The organism is Photobacterium ganghwense (assembly GCF_017329545.1).
GTDB lineage: Bacteria > Pseudomonadota > Gammaproteobacteria > Enterobacterales > Vibrionaceae > Photobacterium > Photobacterium ganghwense.
The window spans coordinates 59,901-81,911 of sequence record NZ_CP071326.1; the positions used below are offsets into that span (position 1 = coordinate 59,901).

Below are 22,011 nucleotides of genomic sequence, written 5' to 3' on the forward strand. Positions count from 1 at the left end.
AAGGAGAACACTATGTCACGCGAATATTTGTTACTCAGTTATCTGGGAATGCGCTTTCCGACGCCTGGCGGTGAGTTTGTGGCACTCAAAGACGTCAATTTCACCATCAACCAAGGCGAGTTCATCTCTCTGATTGGCCATTCCGGGTGTGGTAAATCGACCGTGCTGAATCTGGTGGCCGGACTGCTGGAGCCGACAGACGGCGGGGTGATCCTCGAAGGGCGGGAAATCGACGGGCCGGGACCTGAGCGAGCGGTGGTATTTCAAAACCATGCGCTGCTGCCCTGGCTGACCGTGTACCAGAACGTCGAGCTGGCGGTGAAGCAGATTAGTAAAGGCAAGCCCGCTGCGGCGATCCGGGAAGCGGTGATGCACTACCTGACACTGGTGCAGATGGAGCATGCCCATGACAAAAGGCCGGACGAAATTTCCGGCGGGATGAAACAGCGGGTCGGTATTGCTCGGGCACTGGCGATGCAGCCCAAAGTCTTGCTGATGGATGAACCGTTCGGGGCATTGGATGCTCTGACCCGAGCCCATTTGCAGGATGCCCTGATGGCGATTCAGGCCGAACTGAACAACACCGTCATCATGATCACCCACGATGTGGACGAGGCGGTACTGCTGTCTGATCGCATTGTGATGATGAGCAATGGCCCGGCGGCCACCATTGGTGAAGTGTTGGATATCAACCTGCCTAGACCGCGTGAACGGGTCGCGCTGGCGGACGATCCGGTTTATCAGCGCCTGCGCCAGAGCGTGCTTCGCTTTCTTTACGAAAAACAGCGCAAGGTCGAGGCGATTGGCGACAAGGCCGGCAAGCAACGTGTGGCGTAATGACTGCCGATTGGGATACGGAAAATCCGCGTTAAGGCAGAGTGGCTGATGGCAGCCAACAGGCAGGAGAGCAAAATGTTGATGCAAAGAGAAAAATTACTGGTGGTGGGTAACGGCATGGTTGGCCATCACCTGATTGAGCAGTTGGTGGCGAAAAATGCCCAGCAACGTTATCAGATTGTGGTGCTGGGCGAGGAACGCTTTGTCGCGTACGACAGGGTACATATGTCCTCCCTTTTTTCCGGCAATGATCATCACGCGCTGCTGCTGAGCAGCGAAGCCTGGTATCAGGAAAACGGCATTGAACTGCTGCTGGGCGAGCCGGTCGTGGCTATTGATTGTGAGAAAAAGCGGGTCACGCTGGCGGGCGACAGCCAGCTGGCCTATGACAAGCTGGTATTGGCAACAGGATCCTACCCGTTCGTGCCACCTTTAACCGGCAGCGACAGGAATAACTGTTTTGTCTACCGGACTTTAGACGATTTATCGGCAATCAAAACCGCGTGTACCGGTGCCAGAAGCGGCGCTGTCGTAGGGGGCGGGTTGTTGGGGCTGGAAGCGGCCAATGCCCTGCGGTTGCTCGGGCTGGAAACCCATGTGGTAGAGTTCGCGCCGCGCCTGATGCCGGTACAAATTGATGACGCAGGTAGCGCGTTGTTGCGCAGCAAAGTGTCGGAGCTGGGTGTGCAGGTTCACACCAACCGGGCGACCACTTCTATTTCGGATGGGGAGACGGCTTATCACCGAATGAACTTTAAGGAGCACGATCCGCTGGAGGTGGACGTGATTGTGTTCTCGGCCGGGATCCGCCCGCAGGACTCCCTCGCCCGGAAGGGCGGGCTGGCGGTGGGTGAACGCGGCGGTATCGTGATCAATGATGCCTGTCAGACCAGCGATCCCAATATTTACGCAATTGGCGAATGTGCCTTGTGGCAGCAGCGTATTTTCGGCTTGGTCGCCCCGGGGTACAGTATGGCGCGTATTGTGGCAGATCAGATCCTCGGCGGTGATGCGACGTTCGGCGGTGCTGATATGAGCACCAAACTGAAGCTGCTGGGCGTCGATGTGGCAGCTATTGGCAACTCGCTCGGTCAGGGCGACGATTGTCAGGAAATGGTGCTGCAGGACATGCGTGCCGGCGTATACAAAAAGCTGGTGGTCAATGAAACGGGTGATCAGCTGTTGGGGGCTATCCTGATTGGTGATAATCAGGATTACGACGCTTTGCTGCAATGTTACCTGAATCAGATGCCACTGCCTGCTCACCCGGCGGAGCTGCTGTTTGACTGCTCGGTGCTGAAAGGCAAACAGGATCCCGGAGCCATGATCTGTTCCTGCCACAACGTGACCCGGGGTGATATTACGGCGGCGGTGCAGGCCGGGATGCATGAGCTGTCAGAACTGAAAAGTTGCACCAAGGCCGGCACCGGTTGTGGCGGCTGTAGCACCATGGTGAAAACCATTCTCGATGAAGAGTTGGCGGCGCTCGGAATGGAAGTGAACCAGCATCTTTGTGAGCACTTTGCCTTTACCCGTCAGGAATTGTTTCATTTGGCTCGGGTAGAAAAAATCCGCAATTTTGAAACACTGATCAGCCGTTATGGCCAGGGCTCGAATCTGAATCATCACCAAAACACAAGTCATGCGCTGGGCTGTGATATTTGTAAGCCTGCCGCAGCGTCCATCTTTGCCTCATTGTGGAATGAGCATGTGCTGGAACCTCAGCACCAGCCTTTGCAGGACACCAATGATGCATTTTTGGCAAATATGCAAAAAGACGGCAGTTATTCGGTTGTGCCGCGTATCCCCGGCGGGGAAATTACCCCGGACAAACTGATCGTGCTCGGCGAAGTGGCCAAAAAATATGACCTTTACACCAAGATCACCGGCGGTCAGCGGGTCGATCTGTTCGGAGCTCAGCTTGAGCAACTGCCGGATATCTGGCAAGCGCTGATTGATGCCGGTTTTGAAACCGGCCATGCCTACGGCAAATCACTCCGAACGGTGAAATCTTGTGTCGGCTCGACCTGGTGCCGTTACGGGGTCGATGACTCCATCGGCCTCGCCATCATGCTCGAAAACCGCTACAAGGGACTGCGCTCACCCCATAAGCTCAAATTTGCTGTATCGGGCTGTACCCGCGAATGTGCCGAAGCGCAAAGTAAGGACATTGGTGTGATTGCCACAGACAAAGGCTGGAATCTGTATGTCTGTGGTAACGGCGGTATGCGGCCGCGCCATGCGGATTTACTCGCTTCGGATTTGTCGACGGAAGATCTGGTGCGGCTGATTGATCGGGTGCTGATGTTTTATATCCGGACGGCAGATCGTTTACAGCGCACCTCCGTCTGGCTGGAAAGCCTCGACGGCGGGCTGGACTACCTACGTCGCGTGGTGGTGGATGACAGCCTGGGGATTCATGCCGAGCTGGAGCAGCAGATGGCCCATGTGGTGGACACCTACCAGTGTGAGTGGAAAACCACGTTATCTACACCGGATAAATTGGCCCGGTTCCGCCGTTTTGTTAACGCAGAAAGTCAGGAGGCAGACGGGCAATCTCAAGCATTGATTTCCCCCCCAGCGTATCAGCGCGAACGCGGGCAGCGTATCCCTGTCCGGCAGCTAGACCTAAAGACAAAAGGTAGCAAAGCGGCAGACAGTGCGGTTGCAGCGGCTGCCAGGGAGGAAGTATGAGCTGGATAAAAATCTGTGGTTTGGATGCGCTGGTGGCGAACACCGGGATGGGCGCGATTGTAAACGGCCAGCAACTGGCGCTGTTTTACGTACCGACTCAGGATCCTGCTGTTTTCGCGCTGGATAACTGGGACCCTATCGGGAAGGCTTATGTGATGGCGCGGGGAATTGTTGGCGATCTCAAGGGAGAGCTGTGCGTGGCCTCGCCCCTCTACAAACAGCATTTCAATTTGCGCACCGGGCAGTGCCTGGAACAGCCGGCGATCAGTCTTGCAACCTGGTCGGTCAAAGTGGAAGACGGCAGCATCTGGGTGAGGTCGTAGTATCTGGGTGAAGTCGTAGTATCTGGGTGAAATCGTCGCTGTGTTGACACTTGCCCCGCTGCGGTTTGATGGCGAGCGGGGCGAGTGCCATACCTGACTTATCGGTTGGGAGTTTGATCGGCAATGTGAAAGAGGGTGCTCAACCTGACGTTACAGCTTACCCCTCGATAATTGTCAGCTCCGCAGGCCAGGTTTGCCGGAAGTCGTCAGCCTGCTGGCGGATCCATTCGCAAAACTGGATGACTTTCTCGCGGCGGAAATATCCCTCAGGCGCACACAGGTGATAGCGAAAAGCCGGCCTCACGGCAATGTTGCCTATTCTGACCAGTTTCCCTTCTTCCTGATAGCGGTGGGCCAGACTGTGGCGAGCCAGTGCCACTCCCTGAACCGATAATGCCCCTTCAAGCACATAATTGGCACCGTCATAGGCCAATGCTGAGCAGCCGCCTCTGGCACCGACCAGTGACAGCCAGCGCCCCCAGTCCATATCCGGCCAGATATCGCCAATCAGGTGAGCGCGTTGCAAGTCATCGACCGTGTGGAGCTGATGCTGCGCCTGATAAAGCGGGTGGCAAACCGGGTAAAGCAGGTCGTCCATCAGCCATTGACTGGTTAGTCCGGCATACTGGCCTTTCCCGTAGCGAATACAAAGGTCAACGGATGATTTTTCAAAGGAATTCAGCTCATTTTTGGATTCCACCAGAACGGACAGCGACGGGTGTGCTTCCCGGAAACTGGTCATACGCGGAACCAGCCAATGTTGGGAAAAGGAGGGCAGGGTCGAGAGTGCCAGTCTGTGCGGCTCAGGGTCGTTATTTATCAGCCATACGCCATTCTGGATCGAGCTAAATCCTTGTTGCGTGTGCTCGAACAAAATCGCCCCCTCAGGGGTCAGCACCACCTTGCGGTGCTGGCGATAAAACAGGGGCGTTCCCAGCCATTCTTCCAGCAGCCGGATTTGCTGGCTGATGGCCGCCGCCGTCACGAACAGGGCATCCGCTGCGGCTTTAAAGCTGCCAAGGTGCGCCGCCTGATAGAAATAATACAAACCTTGCAACGGGGGCATACGTTTGTGCGGGTCACTCGGTATTGACATAAGTTTTCCTTAACTGAGTGCCAGAATCAATCGTTTGAGCATACGTCGTCGGTGAACAAAAATAAATCATACATTTTAGATGAATAGGCGATTAAAAGATGATGACAATGTATGACCCTGTATTTCCGACCGTTAAGCAAGTGGTTAACTCAGTTAAGCGTGGGTTGTCTTTATTGAAAAGCTGGCGACAGCAGCGCCGAAATTTGCAGTATCTGTCAGATATCCCCGAGCACCTGCGCGATGATCTGGGGCTGGACGGAATTGCTAATGCAGCGCGGCCGACCGCGAGTGAGATGGCGCACAAGCGACCTTAAACCCACTGTCCCAGAGAGTCGTTTCACAGAAGTGCGATCAGAATCGGTATTCGCCAGCAGGGAGCAGAAGATAAAAAGCAGCAAAAATAGATGCAAAGAAATCAGTAACGAAAAAAAATCAGGTGAAATGCCAGAGGGCATAGGAGGGGGAATAAGATGGGTATGAGAAGGAAAGTCGAAAGGGGATAAAACCGGAGGCCCAAACCGCAATGACCCCGCGGCAGAAAAACAAACCCGGCCAGTAGCCGGGTTTGATTCTTTATTTTGAAAGTCGGCGTGCTGACGCCAACCGGGAATTACGCCAGTAGCTCTTTCGCTGTGCTGACGACATTCTCAGTGGTAAAGCCGAACATTTCGAACAGTTGGCCAGCCGGTGCAGATTCACCGAAGCTGGTCATGCCGATGATGCGGCCGTCGAAACCGACGTACTTGTACCAGAAATCTGCGATACCCGCTTCGATAGCGATACGTGCTGTCACGTCTGATGGCAGCACTGTTTCGCGGTATGCCGCGTCTTGCTTGTCGAACGTGTCAGTCGATGGCATAGAGACCACGCGAACCAGCTTGCCTTCGGCAGTCAGTTCCGCTGCTGCGTTCACAGCCAGCTCCACTTCAGAGCCGGTCGCGATCAGGATCAGCTCAGGTTTGCCAGCACAATCTTTCAGGATGTAACCACCCTTCGCGATGTCAGCCACCTGAACCTCAGAGCGCTCTTGCTGCGCCAGGTTCTGACGCGAGAAGATCAGCGCTGATGGCGCGTCTTTACGCTCGATAGCCAGTTTCCAGGCAACCGCAGACTCAACCTGGTCACACGGACGCCATGTGCTCATGTTCGGCGTCAGGCGCAGAGACGCCATTTGCTCAACCGGCTGGTGCGTCGGACCGTCTTCACCCAGACCGATAGAGTCGTGCGTGTACACTTGGATGTTCTGAATTTTCATCAGAGCGGCCATGCGCATTGCGTTACGGGCGTATTCCATGAACATCAGGAAGGTGGCACCGTAAGGCACGAAACCGCCGTGCAGGGCGATACCGTTGATGATCGCAGTCATGCCGAATTCACGTACACCGTAATGGATGTAGTTACCCGAGAAGTCACCCGCTTCCAGAGACTTCGAGCCAGACCACATGGTCAGGTTAGACGGTGCCAGGTCAGCTGAGCCGCCCATGAATTCCGGCAGCAGTTTACCGAACGCTTCCAGCGCGTTTTGAGACGCTTTACGGGATGCGATGTTCGCTGGGTTGGCTTGCAACTCAGCAATGATTGCGCTGGTCGCTTCTTCCCAGTTCGCTGGTAGCTCACCGTTGACACGGCGCTTGTACTCAGCAGCCAGCTCAGGGTAAGCCGCTTGGTACGCCGCGAACTTGTCGTTCCAGGTCGCTTCTTTGGCAGCGCCCGCTTCTTTTGCATCCCACTCAGCGTAGATGTCTGCCGGGATTTCAAACGGACCGTGGTTCCAGCACAGGAATTCACGGGCAGCCGCGATTTCGTCGTGGCCCAGTGGTGCACCGTGACAGTCGTGTGAGCCAGCTTTGTTTGGTGAACCGAAACCGATGATGGTCTTAGTACAAATCAGGGTTGGACGAGGGTCGGCTTTCGCCGCTTCGATTGCCGCGTTGATCGCGTCAGAATCGTGACCGTCAACCGCTGGAATAACGTGCCAGCCGTATGCTTCAAAACGTTTTGGTGTGTCGTCGGAGAACCAGCCTTCCACGTGACCGTCGATAGAAATGCCATTGTCATCCCAAAATGCGATCAGTTTGCCCAGGCCCAGAGTACCGGCCAGTGAGCACGCTTCGTGAGAGATGCCTTCCATCAGACAGCCGTCGCCCATGAACACGTAGGTGAAGTGGTCAACGATGTCATGGCCGTCTTTGTTGAACTGCGCAGCCAGTGCTTTTTCCGCAATCGCCATACCTACGGCATTGGTGATGCCCTGACCCAGCGGACCAGTCGTCGTTTCGATACCCGGTGCGTAACCGTACTCAGGGTGACCCGGGGTTTTCGAGTGCAGCTGACGGAAGTTTTTCAGATCATCGATAGACAGATCGTAACCGGTCAGGTGAAGCAGAGAGTAAATCAGCATCGAGCCGTGGCCGTTCGACAGGACGAAACGGTCGCGATCAGCCCACTGCGGGTTCTGAGGGTTGTGGTTCATGTGTGAACGCCAAAGCACTTCGGCGATGTCAGCCATACCCATTGGGGCACCCGGGTGACCAGAGTTAGCTTGTTGCACACCGTCCATGCTCAGGGCACGGATTGCATTGGCCAGTTCTTTACGTTCCATATTGGTTTCCACTATAGAATTTGAGTCGATAAAAAAGGAAGAAAGCGGCGATGAAGGGCCGCTTTCTGAAATTTCATTAACGCTTACAGGCGCTCAGCAATCATTGCTTCCAGCTTGCCCTGGTCAACCGCGAAGTTGCGGATACCTTCGGCCAGCTTCTCAACCGCCATTGGGTCTTGGTTGTGATCCCACAGGAACTCAGCGTGTGTCATTGCTGCTGGACGCTCTTTAATGTTGGTCGCCGGAGTCAGTTTCTGTACAACGTCGCCTTGAGCTTCTTCCAGCTCTTGCAGCAGTTGCGGGCTGATGGTCAGGCGGTCACAGCCTGCCAGTTCCAGGATTTCACCCGTGTTACGGAAGCTCGCACCCATTACCACAGTGTTGTAACCGTGTTCTTTGTAGTAGTTGTAGATGCTGGTTACAGACAGTACGCCTGGATCTTCTGATGGCTCGAAATCACGGCCTTCTTTGGCTTTGTACCAGTCCATGATACGGCCAACGAATGGCGAGATCAGGAAAACACCGGCTTCTGCACACGCACGTGCCTGGGCAAATGAGAACAGCAGGGTCAGGTTACAGTTGATGCCTTCTTTTTCCAGTACTTCTGCAGCGCGGATACCTTCCCAGGTCGAAGCCAGTTTGATCAGGATGCGGTCATTCGAGATACCGGCATCATTGTACATTTTGATCAGTTGACGGGCTTTCTTGATGCTGCCTTCAGTGTCGTAAGACAGACGAGCATCAACTTCAGTCGAGATACGGCCAGGAATCACGTTCAGGATTTCTTTACCGATGTTTACTGCCAGCATGTCACAGGTATCAGCAATTTGCTGTTGTTTGTCATCGCTTTGTGCTTTTGCGTAAGCAATGGCCTGTTCAATCAGCGGGGCGTACTCTTCGATTTGAGCGGCTTTCAGGATCAGTGAAGGGTTAGTGGTCGCGTCCTGAGGTTTGTACTTGCTAATAGCATCGATGTCGCCGGTGTCAGCAACAACAGTAGTCAGCGCGCGCAGTTGTTCCAATTTAGTGCTCATATCTCTCGACCTTAATCTGTGTGGGCTTGTCTCGACCTAGCCTAAAGTGTAGCTAGTAAATCCGCGATTACGTTTCCTTCATATTCCGCCCCTAACCATCATATCCTGATGTTGAGCAAATGGATCTATGAAGAACAATTGATGCTTCGATAATTAGCATTTTATGAAACTTTGTCAATGAAAATTCCAGATAAACACCGATGGGATCTCATTACAGCCATATAATCCTCAGTGGGTGAACGAAATATGGTGAATTTATGTTGACTGTTTATCGGTGTTCAGGAATTACCGCTGCGAACATATGATCTATCTTGTGATCAAATGCTCACTCTCTGACGGCAGGTTTGGGTGGTGAGCGCCGGGCTGAGAGTTTTCACTACCCGGCGTAATATGCTCAGTACAAGGGCTGGCAGGAGGAAAAACCGATTTGAAGCGCGCGGTGATAGCTGTGCGCACCAGTAACAAAAATAAAGCAGTTACTTCGCCTGAATAGTCGATGGGGCCTGATGTCGGGGATGTCAGGCCATTACTCGATTCAAAGTGTTTTCTTTACCCAGTTTTTAATTAACTGGTTTTCATAGGCAAAAGGCCGATCTCTTGCCGGGCCGATAACGCTATTGAGGTAGTTGATGTCGGAGAGTTTTTCGTCACCCTGCTTGAGCACCTGCTCACCCTTCATCATTTTGTAGCTAAATGTGATGCGGGGAGGCGTCAGGTCATCCAGAATGCGCAATTCGCGAGTGACTCCCGGCCGAAATCGTACATCACCAGCCAGATCCAGGTTGGTGACTTCTATATACAGTGTCTCTTCGCCGGTCAGTTTGGATTTGGCGGCCTCACCGAAAAACGCTGATATTTGTTTAAAGACCCGCTGCTCAAAACGCGACTGCACTTCGTCGACGGCTTCAACATCGCGGTATGTGTCGGTCTGGCTCCAGACAACGACGGCAGGGGGAGATTGAAAGGTGAAATCTGGCTCTGCCCATGCTGAAGAGCTTAACCCGGCGAAGAATGCGCCAGACAATAAACAGGCTGTCAGGTGAATACGTTTGTTCATGGTTGCCTCCCGGAAACTGAAGATGTCCGGCTACTGTTTTATTACCTTAGTGCAGTGCGCCGGCTTCATCGAGTATGCCAGCTTTCAGGACAGTGTGTGATGAAAAAACAGACAAGTTCAGGCGAGATTCAGTCAGAAAACAACCGCACCGTCCTGACAAGGCTGGGACGGTGCGGCGGTGGTGCGTTTTACGTTATTGCGTTAATGCGCTACTGCATAGATGCATAGATGCATAGGCGTGTGGTTTATGCTGTGTGGTACTTTGCCTTTCCAGATAAACTGCCAAGCGACATCAATGCTGGTGCCAAGGCTTCTCTTATTTTAAAGGGTTGCGCCGATTGACAGTACAATACCGTTCAGTACCACGAAGAATGCGACCAATGGACCGATAAACTTCAGCCAGGTGATGTACGGAATTTTGGCAATCGCCAAGCCGCCCATCAGTACCCCGTAAGTGGGGGTGATAAACAGAACAGTCCCGATGCCACTCATGAAGGCAGTCACGACCAAATCACGGCCGGTGTTGGCAAAGTCACTCAGTGGCGCAAGGATTGGCATACTCATCACGGCCAGTCCGGATGTTGACGGCACAATAAACGACAGCAACATTTCAATCCAGTAAACCGTATTGATGAACAGAATACTGCTTTTACCGGCGACCAGCGTTTCCGCGTAGCTCAGAATGGTATCGGTAATATTCCCCGCTTCCATGACCACGACAATCCCGCGGGCAACCCCGACAATCAGTGCCACCCCAATTAGGTCGGCAGCCCCGGCAACAAACGAGTTAATCAATTCGTCTTCTTTCAAACGTCCGACCAGACCGCATAAAATCCCCATGAAAATAAACAGAGTGGCCATTTCTGCCATCCACCATCCTTGGACGGATACCCCGTAAATCATGATGGCGAAGGTCAGAATGAACAGAACAAGTACACCTTTCTGTGCCAGAGTCAGAGGGGCCAGGTTATCGCCAGTAGGTTTGCCCGCCAGAAAGTGGGCTTCATGGTCTTTACGTAGGTGGGCAATCAACGAGGCGTTCGGATCACGCTGCACTTTGCGGGCATAGTGCATGACGTAGGCACAACCCACAAACAGGGCGACAGCCAGAATCACAAAACGCAGTTCGATACCGCTGATAAAATCGACGCTGGCCGCGTTGGACGCGATAACGGTGCCGAACGGGTTGATGGTAGAACCAAGGGTGCCAATCCCTGTCCCGATAAAGATCACGGAGACGGCAACCAGCGGGTCAAAACGCGCGGTCATAAAAATGGGTATGAGCAAACCATAAAAGGCGAGGGATTCTTCGGCCATGCCGTACGAGGTGCCACCTAAAGCGAACAGCACCATCAGGATCGGGATCATATAGATTTCCCGCCCCTTGAGCAGCACCATGATACGGGCAATCCCGGTATCAATTGCCCCGGTTTTGGTGACGATTCCGAGGAAGCCGCCGACCATCAGGACAAACAGGCTGACATCAATCGCGCCGATGACGCCTGACACTGGATCGTAAAAGCCGGAAATAGGTGCCATCAGGGTATCAAATAGCCCCTGCGGGGAACTGTCAATGACATGGTAAGAACCGGGTACCGGCACTTCTCGCCCCAGTTGAGGGTTCATTTCACGAATGTATTTTCCTGCTGGCAGCATGTAGGTCAGCATGGCAAACATGGCGATCAGGAAGAACAGGATAGTAAAGGTATTGGGAAACTTTTTTATTTTTAACATGGTGCTTCCTTAGCAGCCCGTTCCGGGCTGCGGGTTCAGAGGTCAGTTGCTTGGTTTACATCGATTAAGTGACATCGCTTGAGTCTCGGGTTCTGAACAGCGGCTTGGATAAACCGCTTTGTTAGATCATGTGCTTATACACATACTCCGAGGTCATGCACTGCAGCACGGCGCCGTATGACAGGTTGAATTTAACGGTACTGCCGATTTCGTAGTGCTGCTCGCAGTCGTCAATATCCAAAATGAGGTGGTCACTGCTGCCCCCCACAATAATGATCTGGTTATCAACCGGCATCAGTTCATGGATATCAACATCCTGCTTGCCGATGGCACACAGGGCCCGGCGACGCAAGCCGCGGTCGACAAACTCCGGCTTGTTACCGAAAGCATCAAGCGCAGTGGAATTAACCGGTACAGACGGCTTGACTTTGATCTCAATGATCTCGGCCTCAAGTTGAAAGGTGTCTTGACGGGTGTGCGGTACCGGATCGTCATTGAGGCCTATGCCCATCAGCAGGGACGCTCCCAGCCGTAGCTGATTGATGCCGGCGGGCAGTTCGTGGCGCATCATCAGGCCCAGTCCGGCTGAGCTGGCCCCGGAGATATAGCTCAGGTGCAGGCCATTTTCTTTTTCGACCTGACGGGCGAGGGCGAGCAGTTGGTTTTGATTGGCGGTTGTCGGTTCGACCCCCCCATAGCAAGCCAGGTTGGTACCCAGCCCGACGAGTTCAATACCCGGTAAACGGGTGGCCTCCCGGCACAGTGACAGGGTTTCTTCTTCATAGAAACCACCTTCCCGCAGATCCCCGAGGTCATGCATCACGATAACCTGATGGCGTTTTCCCAGAGCCCGTGCTGCCTCGGACAACGCCTGAAGAGTGACGCGTTCAGAGTTCAGGGAAATATCGGCAAATTGCACAACCTCTTCCACTTCGCTCAGGGCCGGCAGGCGCAAAAGCAGGGTCTGGGCACGCAGCGGCTGGAGTTTTTTGAGGTTGCTGAGGCGTGAATCTGCCAGCAGGGTAATGCCACCGGCGAGGATAGCATTACCGACTTCAGGCAGAGCGCAAGCCAGTTTGGTGACACCGGCAGGTGTGACACCATGAGCGGCACATGCGGTGACCATCTGACGGGTATTTTCTGTGATCGTATCTAAATGAATGTTGATTCTAGGGTAAGAGCGCATTGAATCACCTTTTGTTTTCTTTTTGTTCTGGTGGTTATTTAGCGCTTTTCTTGGACGGGGTTAAATGACGGAAATGGCAAGAATACTTTGCCGGATTTTAATGTTAATGGGCAGAAGGCAAAGTACACCCGCGCTGAAACTGGGCAGACCAAGAAAAAAGTGCCGCATAGGTGAAAAAATAGAGAGGGGACAACGTGTAATGACTGATGACCTTGCTGGCGGTGAAAGCTGACAGCTTGCAAATCTGAACCACCAAAAATGAGGTAGAAAAAAAAACGTAAGTGCTTTTGTGAGAACGGATTTTCTTCGGATATGAAAATGAATGTTAGAGTCCTAAATCCTTGTGAGCTGATTCTGACTCGCTAAACGCAAAAAAATATTTACAATACGCATTTTTCAAACACTGAGTAGAGAACCACCTTGAACCAGAGCAACCGATTGAAGCTTAGCAACCGATTGAAACTAGTTGAACAAATGGTAGAGCCTCACTATACCCACATTTGGGATTGTTGCTGTGATCACGGATTTCTTGGTGCTTCCTTGCTGTCTAAACAAGCTGGGGCCAAGGTTCATTTTGTTGATATTGTGCCGGATTTAATCGATTCGCTCGAAAACAAATTGAGCCGTTACTTTACTGATTCAGCGTGGGAAACTCACTGTTTGGATGTCTCACAGCTCCCTTTACAACGTTATGAGGGCAGCCACTTAGTGATCATCGCTGGTGTTGGAGGTGATCTCACCGCTCAGTTTGTTGAGGCTATTTGTACCCAACACCCAACCTTAAACATCGATTTTTTATTGTGTCCGGTACATCACCACTTTTCTCTGCGACAGAAACTCATAGAACTTCAGCTTGATTTAAAGCAAGAAGCTTTAATCAAAGAGAATCATCGCTTCTATGAGGTTATTCTTGTTTCATCGGCAAGCGAGAATACGGAAAGCATTACGCCAGTCGGAAGCCAAATGTGGCGTCCTGGTTCAATCAAACAACTTGAGACAGCCAAAGAGTATTTGAATCAGACGTTAAATCATTACCAACGTGTACAACTGGGTCGGAAAATTGATGTTCAGCACATTATTGACGCCTACAGTGAGGTGAAAATTTCCATGTGTATCTCTAACTGTACTGATTGAGCCTAACACCCGGCGAAGGGGCTGGCAACGCATAGTCTCCAAACTCAATTGTGTCGATCGTAATCACGAAGGTTCAAATTGACTGAAAATGCTGCGTGTTGGTAGCCCCTCTGCATGCCTTTTAACTATCTATGAACTCACTGCTAATTAACCCAAAACACTTTAAATCATGGAACTGATTTTTCCAGTATCCACTCTGACGCCGAATACCTTCTTCTTTAAAGCCTAGTTTGAGCAGTATTGATTCTGAAGCTATGTTGCCTGGTATGGTATCAGCCTGAATCCTATTTAATTTCCCACATGGCAGTGCACCCCAAAACGCTTGATTTACAATCTGTTTAATGGCTTCAGTCGCAATTCCTTTACCCCAGAAAGAGGGTAATAAGTCATAACCAATAACCGCTGATTTCATCCCGATATTCCATGAATTAAAGCCACAAGTGCCAACCAATTCATTGGTGTCTTTCAGCCGAATCCCCCACCGAATACCAGACTTTGATTCAAATCTCTGCTGCATGTGATCAATCAAACGTATCGACTGTGATGAATCGGTAAAGGCTTCAATATCATAGTATTTGACTACATCATTATTGGAAAATAGTAGGAAAATACGCGATACATCCTGAGAAGCTAATTGCGAAAGCGTTAAGCGTTCTGTTTGTAGTTCTGGAAATTTCAATCAGTTTCCTCCATGAAAGTTATCACCGCGATAAAAGGTTATTCGTAAATTTCACGCATGTATACCACACTTGAAAAGTTTAGTTAGGTAAAATGCAACTCCATAATTGTTTCATCGAATTCATCTTGCTAAATGGCGTTGAAATTAAATCGATCGAAAAAATTTTCATTACATCATGACCTTTGATGTAACAATAGAGACTGAGTTAATGCCTTCAACTTTTTGATTTCCGCTAGCACAAGTTTTACAGATTCTGACTAATAGCCTTGTCCTTGAACACTTACGTCAATGAGCAATTGGTCGATGAAAATTTCGTTGTACTTCCCATCATTGTAGTTTCGATGATACTGGATAAAACCAATTGGTTTGTCTCCAAGATAAACACCACGGTTAACGTAGTAGTCATAAAATTTGGATGCTGCAATCGCCTCTGATGGAAGAGCTACGTATTTTTCTTGTTCTGTCGCTATTTCAAGGTCAATCATATCGACCCAATTGTCTTTCGTTATTTCTTGTAAATTCACGTCCACCGCAATCTTTCTATGGCATTGGTTGAACAAAATATAGTTTAAGTATCCCCGGTGAGGAGCACCAAGGCAATGTGTTAATTCACAAAATAATAACACGTTCGAAAGTTCTCCTCACCGATATCCAGCGTACGCAAAACAACCGGGAGCCTATGTAACCGTGTTAGGGGCATCAACGTGTTACAAGCCCGTCTAGCCCTTGTTTTGTTTACAGATGAAACTGAAGCACAATACTGGTTATGCTTTTATGTAAGGGGTTTAAAAATAAGGGGCTCAATAAAGTATTTAGCATCCAGACCCACGATATCGACTTCCTTAGTCTGATGAGTCTTTAAATATTCAGAAACCAAATTAAAACCAATCCAATACCCTGCATATTTCGGATATTCTTCTGGGTGAGAACCTAAAAATAGCTTATCTAACGAGAAGTCACTGACGTCTAACAGGTGGCTCATTTTTTTTAGTCCACGACGCCAATCATAATCTTGCAAATCTTTAAATAGAAAGGATTGTTTGCCATTGGTAACAGTGTGCTCGAAATGACAAGCCAGTCCCTCCATGACCAACTGTTGAGAGAGGGTGACAGAAGGTACATGGAAGCTCATCCTCAAGCAATGATGAAGTTCATGCGCCAGAACCTCCATCAACTCCGCTTCAATCACCCTATCCATATCATCACGATTGCAATCAATGAGTAACTCGACTCTATGTTCGCTTAAAGCATAACCTCCCAAACCGGACGGTGACTCTTCACCTTTCTGGAAGGGAGAAACAGTGATATCAATTTCGGACAATTCAAAAAACTCACCGACCCTGGTTAGCGTTTTATCTATTCCTTGATTTAATGAATCTGTGTATTTACTTAACTTTCCTGAAGAGTTAAGAAATGTCACTTTGATCGTCAAAACAGACTCCTTTTGTTTGACTAAATTTTAAAGAAGGGCAGAACGAATGGTCTGGACGCCCTTCACGAACACTTTGTTATGTATTTTTCAACTAGTGCTTCTGAGCCTTTCATGGGTTTCCCACAAAGCAATTCTGTTTGAGTCGTATTTCAGCAACTTATTGGCTTCTTGGTAACTACACCAACGATATTCTGTATGTTCGTTTGATAATTGAGGTTCGCTAGTGACTTGAACTGAAAAAGAATATTCAGGGATCACATATTGATGGCCTGCCCAGTTTTCGTGTCCGGAATAGAAAACTTTGGGAAGCATGCACATTGAGTCAAGTTGCTGCCAATTACTGCCAACTAACTTAGTTTCTTCGGCTAATTCCCGCTTTGCTGCCTCGACTAATGACTCACTATCTTCACCGCCACCTGAAATGGCTTGCCATACGCCATTATCACTTCTAAGTGCAATTAAAAAACGAGGTACGTTATCGGTCATTTGATAGGGTAAGACTAATACTTGAAATGGTGCCCTCATTGATTTTCCTCCAATGATATAACCCTCTATTAAGGGCGAATAACGCAATACCTAAGCCTCTGAAAAACACCTTACACACAAACTGTGAGGCAAAGTAAAAATGTCCTCGCGTTACGAGTGATTTTAAACAGTTGGTTAAATGCGCTTGACCATGAGTAAACATGGAGTGCCTTTCCCCCAAAAGTCAGGAATTTCCTCAAGCGGGTAAAAACCTAATGCCATATAAAACTGCCGCGTTTTTTCATAGTTAAGATCATTCATTGAGACACCTAAAGTTTTCACTTGAACAAACTTTATTGCTTTAGCCTTTAGGTCAGACTCTACGGCTGAGTATAAGGCACTACCAACACCTTGGCGATGATAGTCCATACTCACAGCTAATACATGTAACTCTGCGGAATGCTCATTATGACAATTTACCGAAAAGAATCCGATTAATTGGCCTTTGAACCACGCTGTATATGTATCTAGCTCGTCAATCTGACCTACATATGTGAGCAAAACGTCCTCTCTACCAAACCAATCAGGTACTGTTCTAAGTACGGTTTCACATTCTTTCCCTAATCCTTTAGCTGGATCTCTCAACTCTACATTTTTCACCATTTCTTCCCTGATCATTAACGCCTTGTCACGGTGTAAGCAATACCATACAGCCCGCAGGAAACGCCATAAACACAATGCATTGCAAACGTCACATGTATTACGAATCCCTCTTGAATAATTTATTAAGCGCTTTGTTCCAATCTCCATGGGGGATTAAGGCGATTTTCTCCAGCCCAATACAATTTAATTTTGTTACCAGAAGGATCACTTAAAACGGCTTCTTTCCAAAGATATGGCTGCATTATCGGTTCTTGTTCGAATTTGATTCCTTTTCTTTTTAAGTCCGCAACAAGCCCATCAAGTTCTTGATGTTCAAAGTAAACAACTCCCCGGCAATCTAACCCCTTTTTGTCTTTATCTAGGTAGATAGAGAAAGTTGATTCTCCCTCTGGAAATGAAAAGCGTGCATAGTGTTCATCTTCAACAATCTGGATTAATCCAAGCTTTTTATAAAAATCAACAGCTAAGTCGATATCATGAACCGCTAAAGTGGCTTGATTAAAGTTCATTCATACTCCCTGTAAACTTATGCTTTGTGCTATTTTTGATGCCTATTGGCTTAATGATATTGAACCACTGTCATTAACATGCGTTTCCAGGCTATTGGGTTTCGCTAAATACTCAATACGCCCCGAACCATTCACCTTCGCATCTAGTTCGGAAACTACATTTATTTTAACTAAACCTGAGCCACTTACATTTATTTTTCCGGATTGTGACTCTAATGATGACGCTTCCACTTGAGCGGCACCATTTAACGAAACAATGAAATGTTCAACATGACCGGATAGTAATGACTGACCAAAGCCATTAATTGCAAGATGAAAGTATTTAGCATCTAACTCAGTAATGTAAGCATTTTGCTTTCCATTAAACGTTAGAGTATTGATTGAACCATTGACAAACTCAAAGATAAAACCTTCTTTTATTTTAATCTTGGTATTAGTGCTGATTTCTAGCTTGTCATTATCACACGTATATTTCAGAGTATCTAACTCTTCACTGACACCTTTGACGCTACCAGACGACACACCTCTGGCAACTACTTTGACAGTTGACGGTACATTAATCATGAGGCTAGTGTAATCGCACATTGGAATTTTTCTTTCAACTAGATCTTCATTTCCGAATGCCCAAGAACTACATGTTAAAAGTATAACTAAAGTACTAATACATCTGAATTTCATCGACTCTACCTTAAATAATTTAACGCTTTATTACGTTTATAAGTTCAGTTTCGCCCCAAAACCCTTTGCTTTCACCTTGAATATTCCAACCACGTTGTTTCAATTCATTCGCAACTAGACGGTTCAAGATACCATGCCCGAAAACTGCATTGTCATATGTTCATGCCAATTGAGATAATTACGTCAACCACGGATATTACACGCCTGCGACCTGCTTTATAAGATTCACTCTTATCAGATAAACCCAGAAACCAACACAATCGCGATATAAAAAGCCAGCGATTAACTGACATCGAAAACGGGAGTTTGCGTCTAGGAATATCCATTTCTCTCAGCCACTCAGAACTAGATCTTCGCCAACACCTAAACAAATGTCTGATAAAAAGTTAGAGGTGGTCGACGATCAGAAAGGCAAATTAATGCTTGTAAGCCCGCCCCCATTTTGCCAAACCAACCGCTGTAACTTTAGGGGTAGAACTCGCTACCGGCTTTCCAGGCCGAACCAACGTAATTTTCACCGAGCCTCCTTGTCCGTAGACAAACTAAACCGATCCAAAAATGCCAAAGTTTAGCCGTCACTTTTAAGCTATTTGTTAGACGCTGCCTGCGGTTTCAACGACTAAAATTCTTGCTTCTCCTTGCGGATGAGCCACGTGTTCAGTACCAACAGAAGCATAGAAAATATCACCTGTCTGTAAGATTGTAGTTTCCTCTTTCCCATCAATGCGATATTGCATTTCTACAACACCATCTAGTACGACAAAAACTTCTTCACCATCATTGATATGCCATTTATACGGTTGATCTGTCCAATGTAAGCGGGTGGTGATGCCATTCATGTTCGCTATGTCTTTAGCACCCCAAGCTCGTGATGCTTTAAATTCCTTACTTCTTATAATTTCCAAAATTCTCATCCTTGACTAAATCGTATAACTCCGCGTTAAGTAGTGATCAACGCCTCCACTTAACTTAAACCATTGCACCGTAAACACGCACATTACCCACACTACACCTGAAAAATGTTTTAATTTAAAGGCTTACCTTGGATTATGACGCCTAGCCCATTCTTGAACAGCATCACCTATTGTCAATCCAGTCGCATTATTTATCCAATTCATAAAGTCACGGTCGAACTTACATTGCTCGAAAAATTTGGATTTGAAATATCTGCGAACATTCTGGGTGGTGTTCTAGGTAGCTATCTGTGATTAGCGTGTTGTCATCAATATGATTTTTATGCTAATCAACCTTTTCCATGGTTTTTAAATTTTCCTTTTGTATAACAATGTATTATTTGGCTCTGTGTATGATTAATCCGTTTTAACGCTGCCGTATAGTTTTCAGTAATATAACACTTTATAAAAACGCCTAAAATTAAACAATGACTTAATTTATTAAGTATCAAGTAACTAGAATGGGTTCACGCTTCTTACCATATAGTCTGATGATTTTTGACGATATCTCTGGCTAGTATTTACAAACGGTGATTTTGTACGGAAGTTACCACTTTGGTGGTCTGCGTGCATAAATTTTGGCGCTATAATTTTCTTCATTTTCGCCTTTTTATTGAGCGAAGATCTTGGTATTAACACTTCGAAATGGCAGAGTTATATTTTATTTTCAAATACCCTGTATATATAGTGTACCTTAAAGGTATTTTTACTTTTTTGATGATTGCTTTTTAGAATATTACGAATGCTGAGTTTAAACCTTGAGTAGTTTGATGTTAATAAGATAACGGGTGATAACTTGTGTGCTGCACTTCTTGGCAATTATGCCTTTTGATTAAAAACTATCTTATCAGTGTCAGACCGAATTTGAGTCGATGCAATTAATGTAAATAGTGGGAGTTGCCAGTCGTTTTGAAAAGAAACCGCTACAAAAATAGCGCGAAAAACGAGCGACTGGAACCGATGGCAGGTCGCGTTGGCCATCCTGTCATCGGTGGAGTCTGAACTAGACGCTATGAGGTTGCCAGGTAAGCTTTGTGGTCGATATGGTTTTCCACAATAGCTTCAATCAGCTTGGTAGCAGCCAGTGAGTGCTCTTTGTTATCCAGCGTAGTGAGATGAAAATCGGCCTTGTATTCCCAATCAGGTGCCACGATTCTGACTAACTCGCCCCGGTTAACCCAGATTGCCGCATAGTGATCCGGCAAATACCCGATGAAGTTGCCGGACAGCAGCAGGTGCGCAGTTGCTTCCATATTGGTGCTACTGGCCAGATGCGGCATAGCTTCACAGTGGCTGAGTGGGGTGATGTGGTGGGATAGACCGCGGTCAACCAGCGGATACAGCATCAGATCGTCTTCGGTGATTGGGCTAGGGTGCTGCAGGATAGGATGGTCGCTGGCGCAGTACAGGCTCTGATGCTCGCTGAACAACGGTGTGTAGGTTAATCCATCTTTTTGTACCTCTGATGAGGTAATGCCCAGCTCTATTTTCCCCTCCAAGAGCATCATCTCAATCTGATAGGAGTCCCATACCACGGTTTCCAGTGTGACTTTTGAGTAGCGGGCACAAAAAGCGCGTATGGCCTGCTGAACGTGACAATCAGGGTTCGTGGCCAGGTTATCGGTCAGTGCCAGCGTAATATGCCCGTGAGACACTTTGCGGATACCGTCGATCTGATTTTCAAAGTGGTTGATGTGCTGAAACAGGGTCTGACACAGTGCGTAGACTTTTTCGCCATCCGGCGTCAGCCGAAAGCCGCGTCGTCCGCGTTGGCATAAGGTCATCCCCAATCGCACTTCCAGGTCATGCATGCGGGTACTAATTGTTGACTGATGCATATTCAGGGCAAACTGGGCCGCAGAAAATCCCCCGGTTTCCACAATGGTGGTAAAAACCTGCAGCAGTTTTAAATCAAAATCACTTAATTTTCGCATGGTGATCGTATCTCTCTTCTTATTGTTATGTTTGTTATTTTTTCCTTATCTTAATGGTATCTGGAAAGAGATTCTGAGAATGGGCTCAAGGGGTGACGAGGAAATATCTGATTCCTGTTTGTGGCAGGAAATAGGAATCATTTTGGGCTGGTTAACAGGATCTGGATTGAAAAAAGATAATTGAAGAAAGGGATGTAGGGTCGCCTTGCTGTACTTATTGATAAGACTGATAAAAACCGGGACTGGTATGCTTTGATCGTTATTGATATTCAGGTAAATTCCTTACCCTTTGTAAGTGATATTGATAATAAAATGAATAAAAACGATGTGGTTGCCGGTCAGGCCATTTACTCAAAAGCGGTGCTGGCTATTTATGATTGGTGGGTGTTAGGGGTTTCCAACCACTATTTATGGAAGTGTCCGACTCATCTTATCAGCAAGCGGTTTGCAGAGCAGGTATCGGCAAACCATCTGGATGTGGGAGTGGGAACCGGGTTTTATTTAAAACACGGGCTGTCTGCAAAGACCCGGCGGGTCGCACTGGTGGACTTGAATGAAAACAGCCTGAGCACAGCCGCCCAGGCGATATCTCACCTTAATCCGGAACAGTATTGCCGAAATGTACTAGAGCCTTTCAACCTGCCGTGTGAAAAGTTTGATTCAGTCAGTATCAACTACCTGCTGCATTGCCTGCCGGGGGATATTGCCGAGAAAGGAATTGTTTTCTCGCATCTTAAAGCGGTGATGAATGATGGTGGCGTGGTCTTCGGCAGCACTATTCTGGGGCAGGGGACGCCAAAAAATGCCTTCGCGAAGAAGCTGATGGCTATCTATAACAAAAAAGGTATTTTCAGTAACGAGCTGGATGACGTCGTGGCGTTGGAGTCGGTCTTAAAAACGCATTTTGCTGAGGTGAAGATTGACGTGATCGGTTGTGTGGCTCTGTTCTCTGGTCGTAAGGCCTGATTGTGCCTGAACGATGGCGCAGCGCTGAAGCGAAT

22 protein-coding genes and 1 pseudogene are annotated in these 22,011 nt (G+C 48.4%); 7 read left to right on the top strand and 16 right to left on the bottom strand.

What is annotated here, in order from left to right:
- The first annotated feature begins 12 nt into the window (after positions 1–12).
- From FH974_RS16230 to nirD, 3 genes are all read left to right on the top strand, one after another.
- Positions 13–837, top strand: coding sequence for an ABC transporter ATP-binding protein (locus FH974_RS16230; protein WP_047884896.1), 825 nt, complete (start codon positions 13–15; stop codon positions 835–837).
- A gap of 81 nt (positions 838–918) precedes the next feature.
- Complete coding sequence (gene nirB / locus FH974_RS16235) at positions 919–3,531, top strand: nitrite reductase large subunit NirB (RefSeq protein ID WP_047885139.1); 2,613 nt, start codon at positions 919–921, stop codon at positions 3,529–3,531.
- Positions 3,528–3,854 carry a nitrite reductase small subunit NirD gene (nirD, locus tag FH974_RS16240; protein ID WP_047884895.1) on the top strand — a complete coding sequence of 109 codons (327 nt, stop codon included), beginning with the start codon at positions 3,528–3,530 and terminating at the stop codon, positions 3,852–3,854. Before nirB ends, nirD begins: the two co-directional genes overlap by 4 nt.
- A gap of 157 nt (positions 3,855–4,011) precedes the next feature.
- On the opposite strand, the gene FH974_RS16245 is transcribed toward nirD, so the two are convergent.
- The gene (locus FH974_RS16245; protein ID WP_047884894.1) at positions 4,012–4,950 is read right to left on the bottom strand and encodes a LysR substrate-binding domain-containing protein; all 939 of its coding nucleotides are present in this window, start codon (positions 4,948–4,950) and stop codon (positions 4,012–4,014) included.
- Between the two features lie 98 nt (positions 4,951–5,048).
- Between FH974_RS16245 and FH974_RS16250 the strand changes: the two genes are divergently transcribed.
- Positions 5,049–5,264 carry a DUF1127 domain-containing protein gene (locus FH974_RS16250; protein WP_146149671.1) on the top strand — a complete coding sequence of 72 codons (216 nt, stop codon included), beginning with the start codon at positions 5,049–5,051 and terminating at the stop codon, positions 5,262–5,264.
- A 296-nt stretch (positions 5,265–5,560) separates the two neighbouring features.
- On the opposite strand, the gene tkt is transcribed toward FH974_RS16250, so the two are convergent.
- The 3 genes from tkt to FH974_RS16265 all read right to left on the bottom strand — a co-directional run bounded on the left by tkt (position 5,561) and on the right by FH974_RS16265 (position 9,643).
- Complete coding sequence (gene tkt / locus FH974_RS16255; protein WP_107193829.1) at positions 5,561–7,552, bottom strand: transketolase; 1,992 nt, start codon at positions 7,550–7,552, stop codon at positions 5,561–5,563.
- Positions 7,553–7,635: 83 nt separating this feature from the next.
- Positions 7,636–8,586: a transaldolase gene (gene tal / locus FH974_RS16260; RefSeq protein WP_047885204.1), complete on the bottom strand. Its 951-nt coding sequence runs from the start codon at positions 8,584–8,586 to the stop codon at positions 7,636–7,638.
- 535 nt (positions 8,587–9,121) lie between these two features.
- Complete coding sequence (locus FH974_RS16265; RefSeq protein ID WP_047885203.1) at positions 9,122–9,643, bottom strand: DUF3016 domain-containing protein; 522 nt, start codon at positions 9,641–9,643, stop codon at positions 9,122–9,124.
- Positions 9,644–9,742: 99 nt separating this feature from the next.
- Here FH974_RS16265 and FH974_RS26350 point away from each other — a divergent pair, with 99 nt between their 5' ends.
- On the top strand, positions 9,743–9,871 hold the full coding sequence (locus tag FH974_RS26350; protein WP_273860170.1) for a hypothetical protein: 129 nt from the start codon (positions 9,743–9,745) through the stop codon (positions 9,869–9,871).
- A gap of 93 nt (positions 9,872–9,964) precedes the next feature.
- Here FH974_RS26350 and FH974_RS16270 read toward each other — a convergent pair whose 3' ends face one another.
- Both FH974_RS16270 and FH974_RS16275 read right to left on the bottom strand, forming a co-directional pair.
- Positions 9,965–11,377, bottom strand: a complete 1,413-nt coding sequence (locus tag FH974_RS16270; RefSeq protein WP_047885202.1) for a YfcC family protein — start codon at positions 11,375–11,377, stop codon at positions 9,965–9,967.
- Positions 11,378–11,498: 121 nt separating this feature from the next.
- Entirely contained in the window at positions 11,499–12,563 is a 1,065-nt protein-coding gene (locus tag FH974_RS16275; protein ID WP_047885201.1) for an alanine/ornithine racemase family PLP-dependent enzyme, read from the bottom strand.
- A 420-nt stretch (positions 12,564–12,983) separates the two neighbouring features.
- Here FH974_RS16275 and FH974_RS16280 point away from each other — a divergent pair, with 420 nt between their 5' ends.
- Positions 12,984–13,697 carry a tRNA (adenine(22)-N(1))-methyltransferase gene (locus FH974_RS16280; protein WP_242551937.1) on the top strand — a complete coding sequence of 238 codons (714 nt, stop codon included), beginning with the start codon at positions 12,984–12,986 and terminating at the stop codon, positions 13,695–13,697.
- 121 nt (positions 13,698–13,818) lie between these two features.
- Here FH974_RS16280 and FH974_RS16285 read toward each other — a convergent pair whose 3' ends face one another.
- From FH974_RS16285 to FH974_RS16325, 10 genes and pseudogenes are all read right to left on the bottom strand, one after another.
- On the bottom strand, positions 13,819–14,376 hold the full coding sequence (locus tag FH974_RS16285) for a GNAT family N-acetyltransferase (protein ID WP_047885199.1): 558 nt from the start codon (positions 14,374–14,376) through the stop codon (positions 13,819–13,821).
- A gap of 257 nt (positions 14,377–14,633) precedes the next feature.
- Positions 14,634–15,002, bottom strand: a complete 369-nt coding sequence (locus FH974_RS16290; protein WP_207103938.1) for a GNAT family N-acetyltransferase — start codon at positions 15,000–15,002, stop codon at positions 14,634–14,636.
- A gap of 146 nt (positions 15,003–15,148) precedes the next feature.
- On the bottom strand, positions 15,149–15,808 hold the full coding sequence (locus FH974_RS16295) for a DUF2268 domain-containing putative Zn-dependent protease (protein WP_047885198.1): 660 nt from the start codon (positions 15,806–15,808) through the stop codon (positions 15,149–15,151).
- A gap of 87 nt (positions 15,809–15,895) precedes the next feature.
- Entirely contained in the window at positions 15,896–16,333 is a 438-nt protein-coding gene (locus FH974_RS16300; protein ID WP_047885197.1) for an NUDIX hydrolase, read from the bottom strand.
- Between the two features lie 135 nt (positions 16,334–16,468).
- On the bottom strand, positions 16,469–16,951 hold the full coding sequence (locus FH974_RS16305; protein ID WP_242551938.1) for a GNAT family N-acetyltransferase: 483 nt from the start codon (positions 16,949–16,951) through the stop codon (positions 16,469–16,471).
- A 107-nt stretch (positions 16,952–17,058) separates the two neighbouring features.
- Positions 17,059–17,445, bottom strand: a complete 387-nt coding sequence (locus FH974_RS16310) for a VOC family protein (RefSeq protein WP_047885196.1) — start codon at positions 17,443–17,445, stop codon at positions 17,059–17,061.
- A gap of 42 nt (positions 17,446–17,487) precedes the next feature.
- Positions 17,488–18,123: a GIN domain-containing protein gene (locus FH974_RS16315; protein ID WP_242551939.1), complete on the bottom strand. Its 636-nt coding sequence runs from the start codon at positions 18,121–18,123 to the stop codon at positions 17,488–17,490.
- 593 nt (positions 18,124–18,716) lie between these two features.
- Positions 18,717–19,028 carry a cupin domain-containing protein gene (locus FH974_RS16320; RefSeq protein WP_047885195.1) on the bottom strand — a complete coding sequence of 104 codons (312 nt, stop codon included), beginning with the start codon at positions 19,026–19,028 and terminating at the stop codon, positions 18,717–18,719.
- A gap of 132 nt (positions 19,029–19,160) precedes the next feature.
- Positions 19,161–19,350 (bottom strand): annotated as a pseudogene (locus FH974_RS26220) (DUF6434 domain-containing protein).
- Between the two features lie 736 nt (positions 19,351–20,086).
- Positions 20,087–21,010: a LysR family transcriptional regulator gene (locus FH974_RS16325; protein ID WP_047885194.1), complete on the bottom strand. Its 924-nt coding sequence runs from the start codon at positions 21,008–21,010 to the stop codon at positions 20,087–20,089.
- A 312-nt stretch (positions 21,011–21,322) separates the two neighbouring features.
- On the opposite strand from FH974_RS16325, the gene FH974_RS16330 reads away from it, so the two are divergent.
- On the top strand, positions 21,323–21,976 hold the full coding sequence (locus FH974_RS16330; protein WP_207103939.1) for a class I SAM-dependent methyltransferase: 654 nt from the start codon (positions 21,323–21,325) through the stop codon (positions 21,974–21,976).
- Positions 21,977–22,011: the final 35 nt, after the last annotated feature.

Bases quoted from the DNA above. Each gene is read 5' to 3' on its own strand.
- FH974_RS16230 (WP_047884896.1), top strand. From the start codon at position 13: ATGTCACGCGAATATTTGTTACTCAGTTATCTGGGAATGCGCTTTCCG.
- nirB (WP_047885139.1), top strand. From the start codon at position 919: ATGCAAAGAGAAAAATTACTGGTGGTGGGTAACGGCATGGTTGGCCAT.
- nirD (WP_047884895.1), top strand. From the start codon at position 3,528: ATGAGCTGGATAAAAATCTGTGGTTTGGATGCGCTGGTGGCGAACACC.
- FH974_RS16245 (WP_047884894.1), bottom strand. From the start codon at position 4,950: ATGTCAATACCGAGTGACCCGCACAAACGTATGCCCCCGTTGCAAGGT.
- FH974_RS16250 (WP_146149671.1), top strand. From the start codon at position 5,049: ATGATGACAATGTATGACCCTGTATTTCCGACCGTTAAGCAAGTGGTT.
- tkt (WP_107193829.1), bottom strand. From the start codon at position 7,552: ATGGAACGTAAAGAACTGGCCAATGCAATCCGTGCCCTGAGCATGGAC.
- tal (WP_047885204.1), bottom strand. From the start codon at position 8,586: ATGAGCACTAAATTGGAACAACTGCGCGCGCTGACTACTGTTGTTGCT.
- FH974_RS16265 (WP_047885203.1), bottom strand. From the start codon at position 9,643: ATGAACAAACGTATTCACCTGACAGCCTGTTTATTGTCTGGCGCATTC.
- FH974_RS26350 (WP_273860170.1), top strand. From the start codon at position 9,743: ATGAAAAAACAGACAAGTTCAGGCGAGATTCAGTCAGAAAACAACCGC.
- FH974_RS16270 (WP_047885202.1), bottom strand. From the start codon at position 11,377: ATGTTAAAAATAAAAAAGTTTCCCAATACCTTTACTATCCTGTTCTTC.
- FH974_RS16275 (WP_047885201.1), bottom strand. From the start codon at position 12,563: ATGCGCTCTTACCCTAGAATCAACATTCATTTAGATACGATCACAGAA.
- FH974_RS16300 (WP_047885197.1), bottom strand. From the start codon at position 16,333: ATGAGGGCACCATTTCAAGTATTAGTCTTACCCTATCAAATGACCGAT.
- FH974_RS16305 (WP_242551938.1), bottom strand. From the start codon at position 16,951: ATGATCAGGGAAGAAATGGTGAAAAATGTAGAGTTGAGAGATCCAGCT.
- FH974_RS16310 (WP_047885196.1), bottom strand. From the start codon at position 17,445: ATGAACTTTAATCAAGCCACTTTAGCGGTTCATGATATCGACTTAGCT.
- FH974_RS16315 (WP_242551939.1), bottom strand. From the start codon at position 18,123: ATGAAATTCAGATGTATTAGTACTTTAGTTATACTTTTAACATGTAGT.
- FH974_RS16325 (WP_047885194.1), bottom strand. From the start codon at position 21,010: ATGCGAAAATTAAGTGATTTTGATTTAAAACTGCTGCAGGTTTTTACC.
- FH974_RS16330 (WP_207103939.1), top strand. From the start codon at position 21,323: ATGAATAAAAACGATGTGGTTGCCGGTCAGGCCATTTACTCAAAAGCG.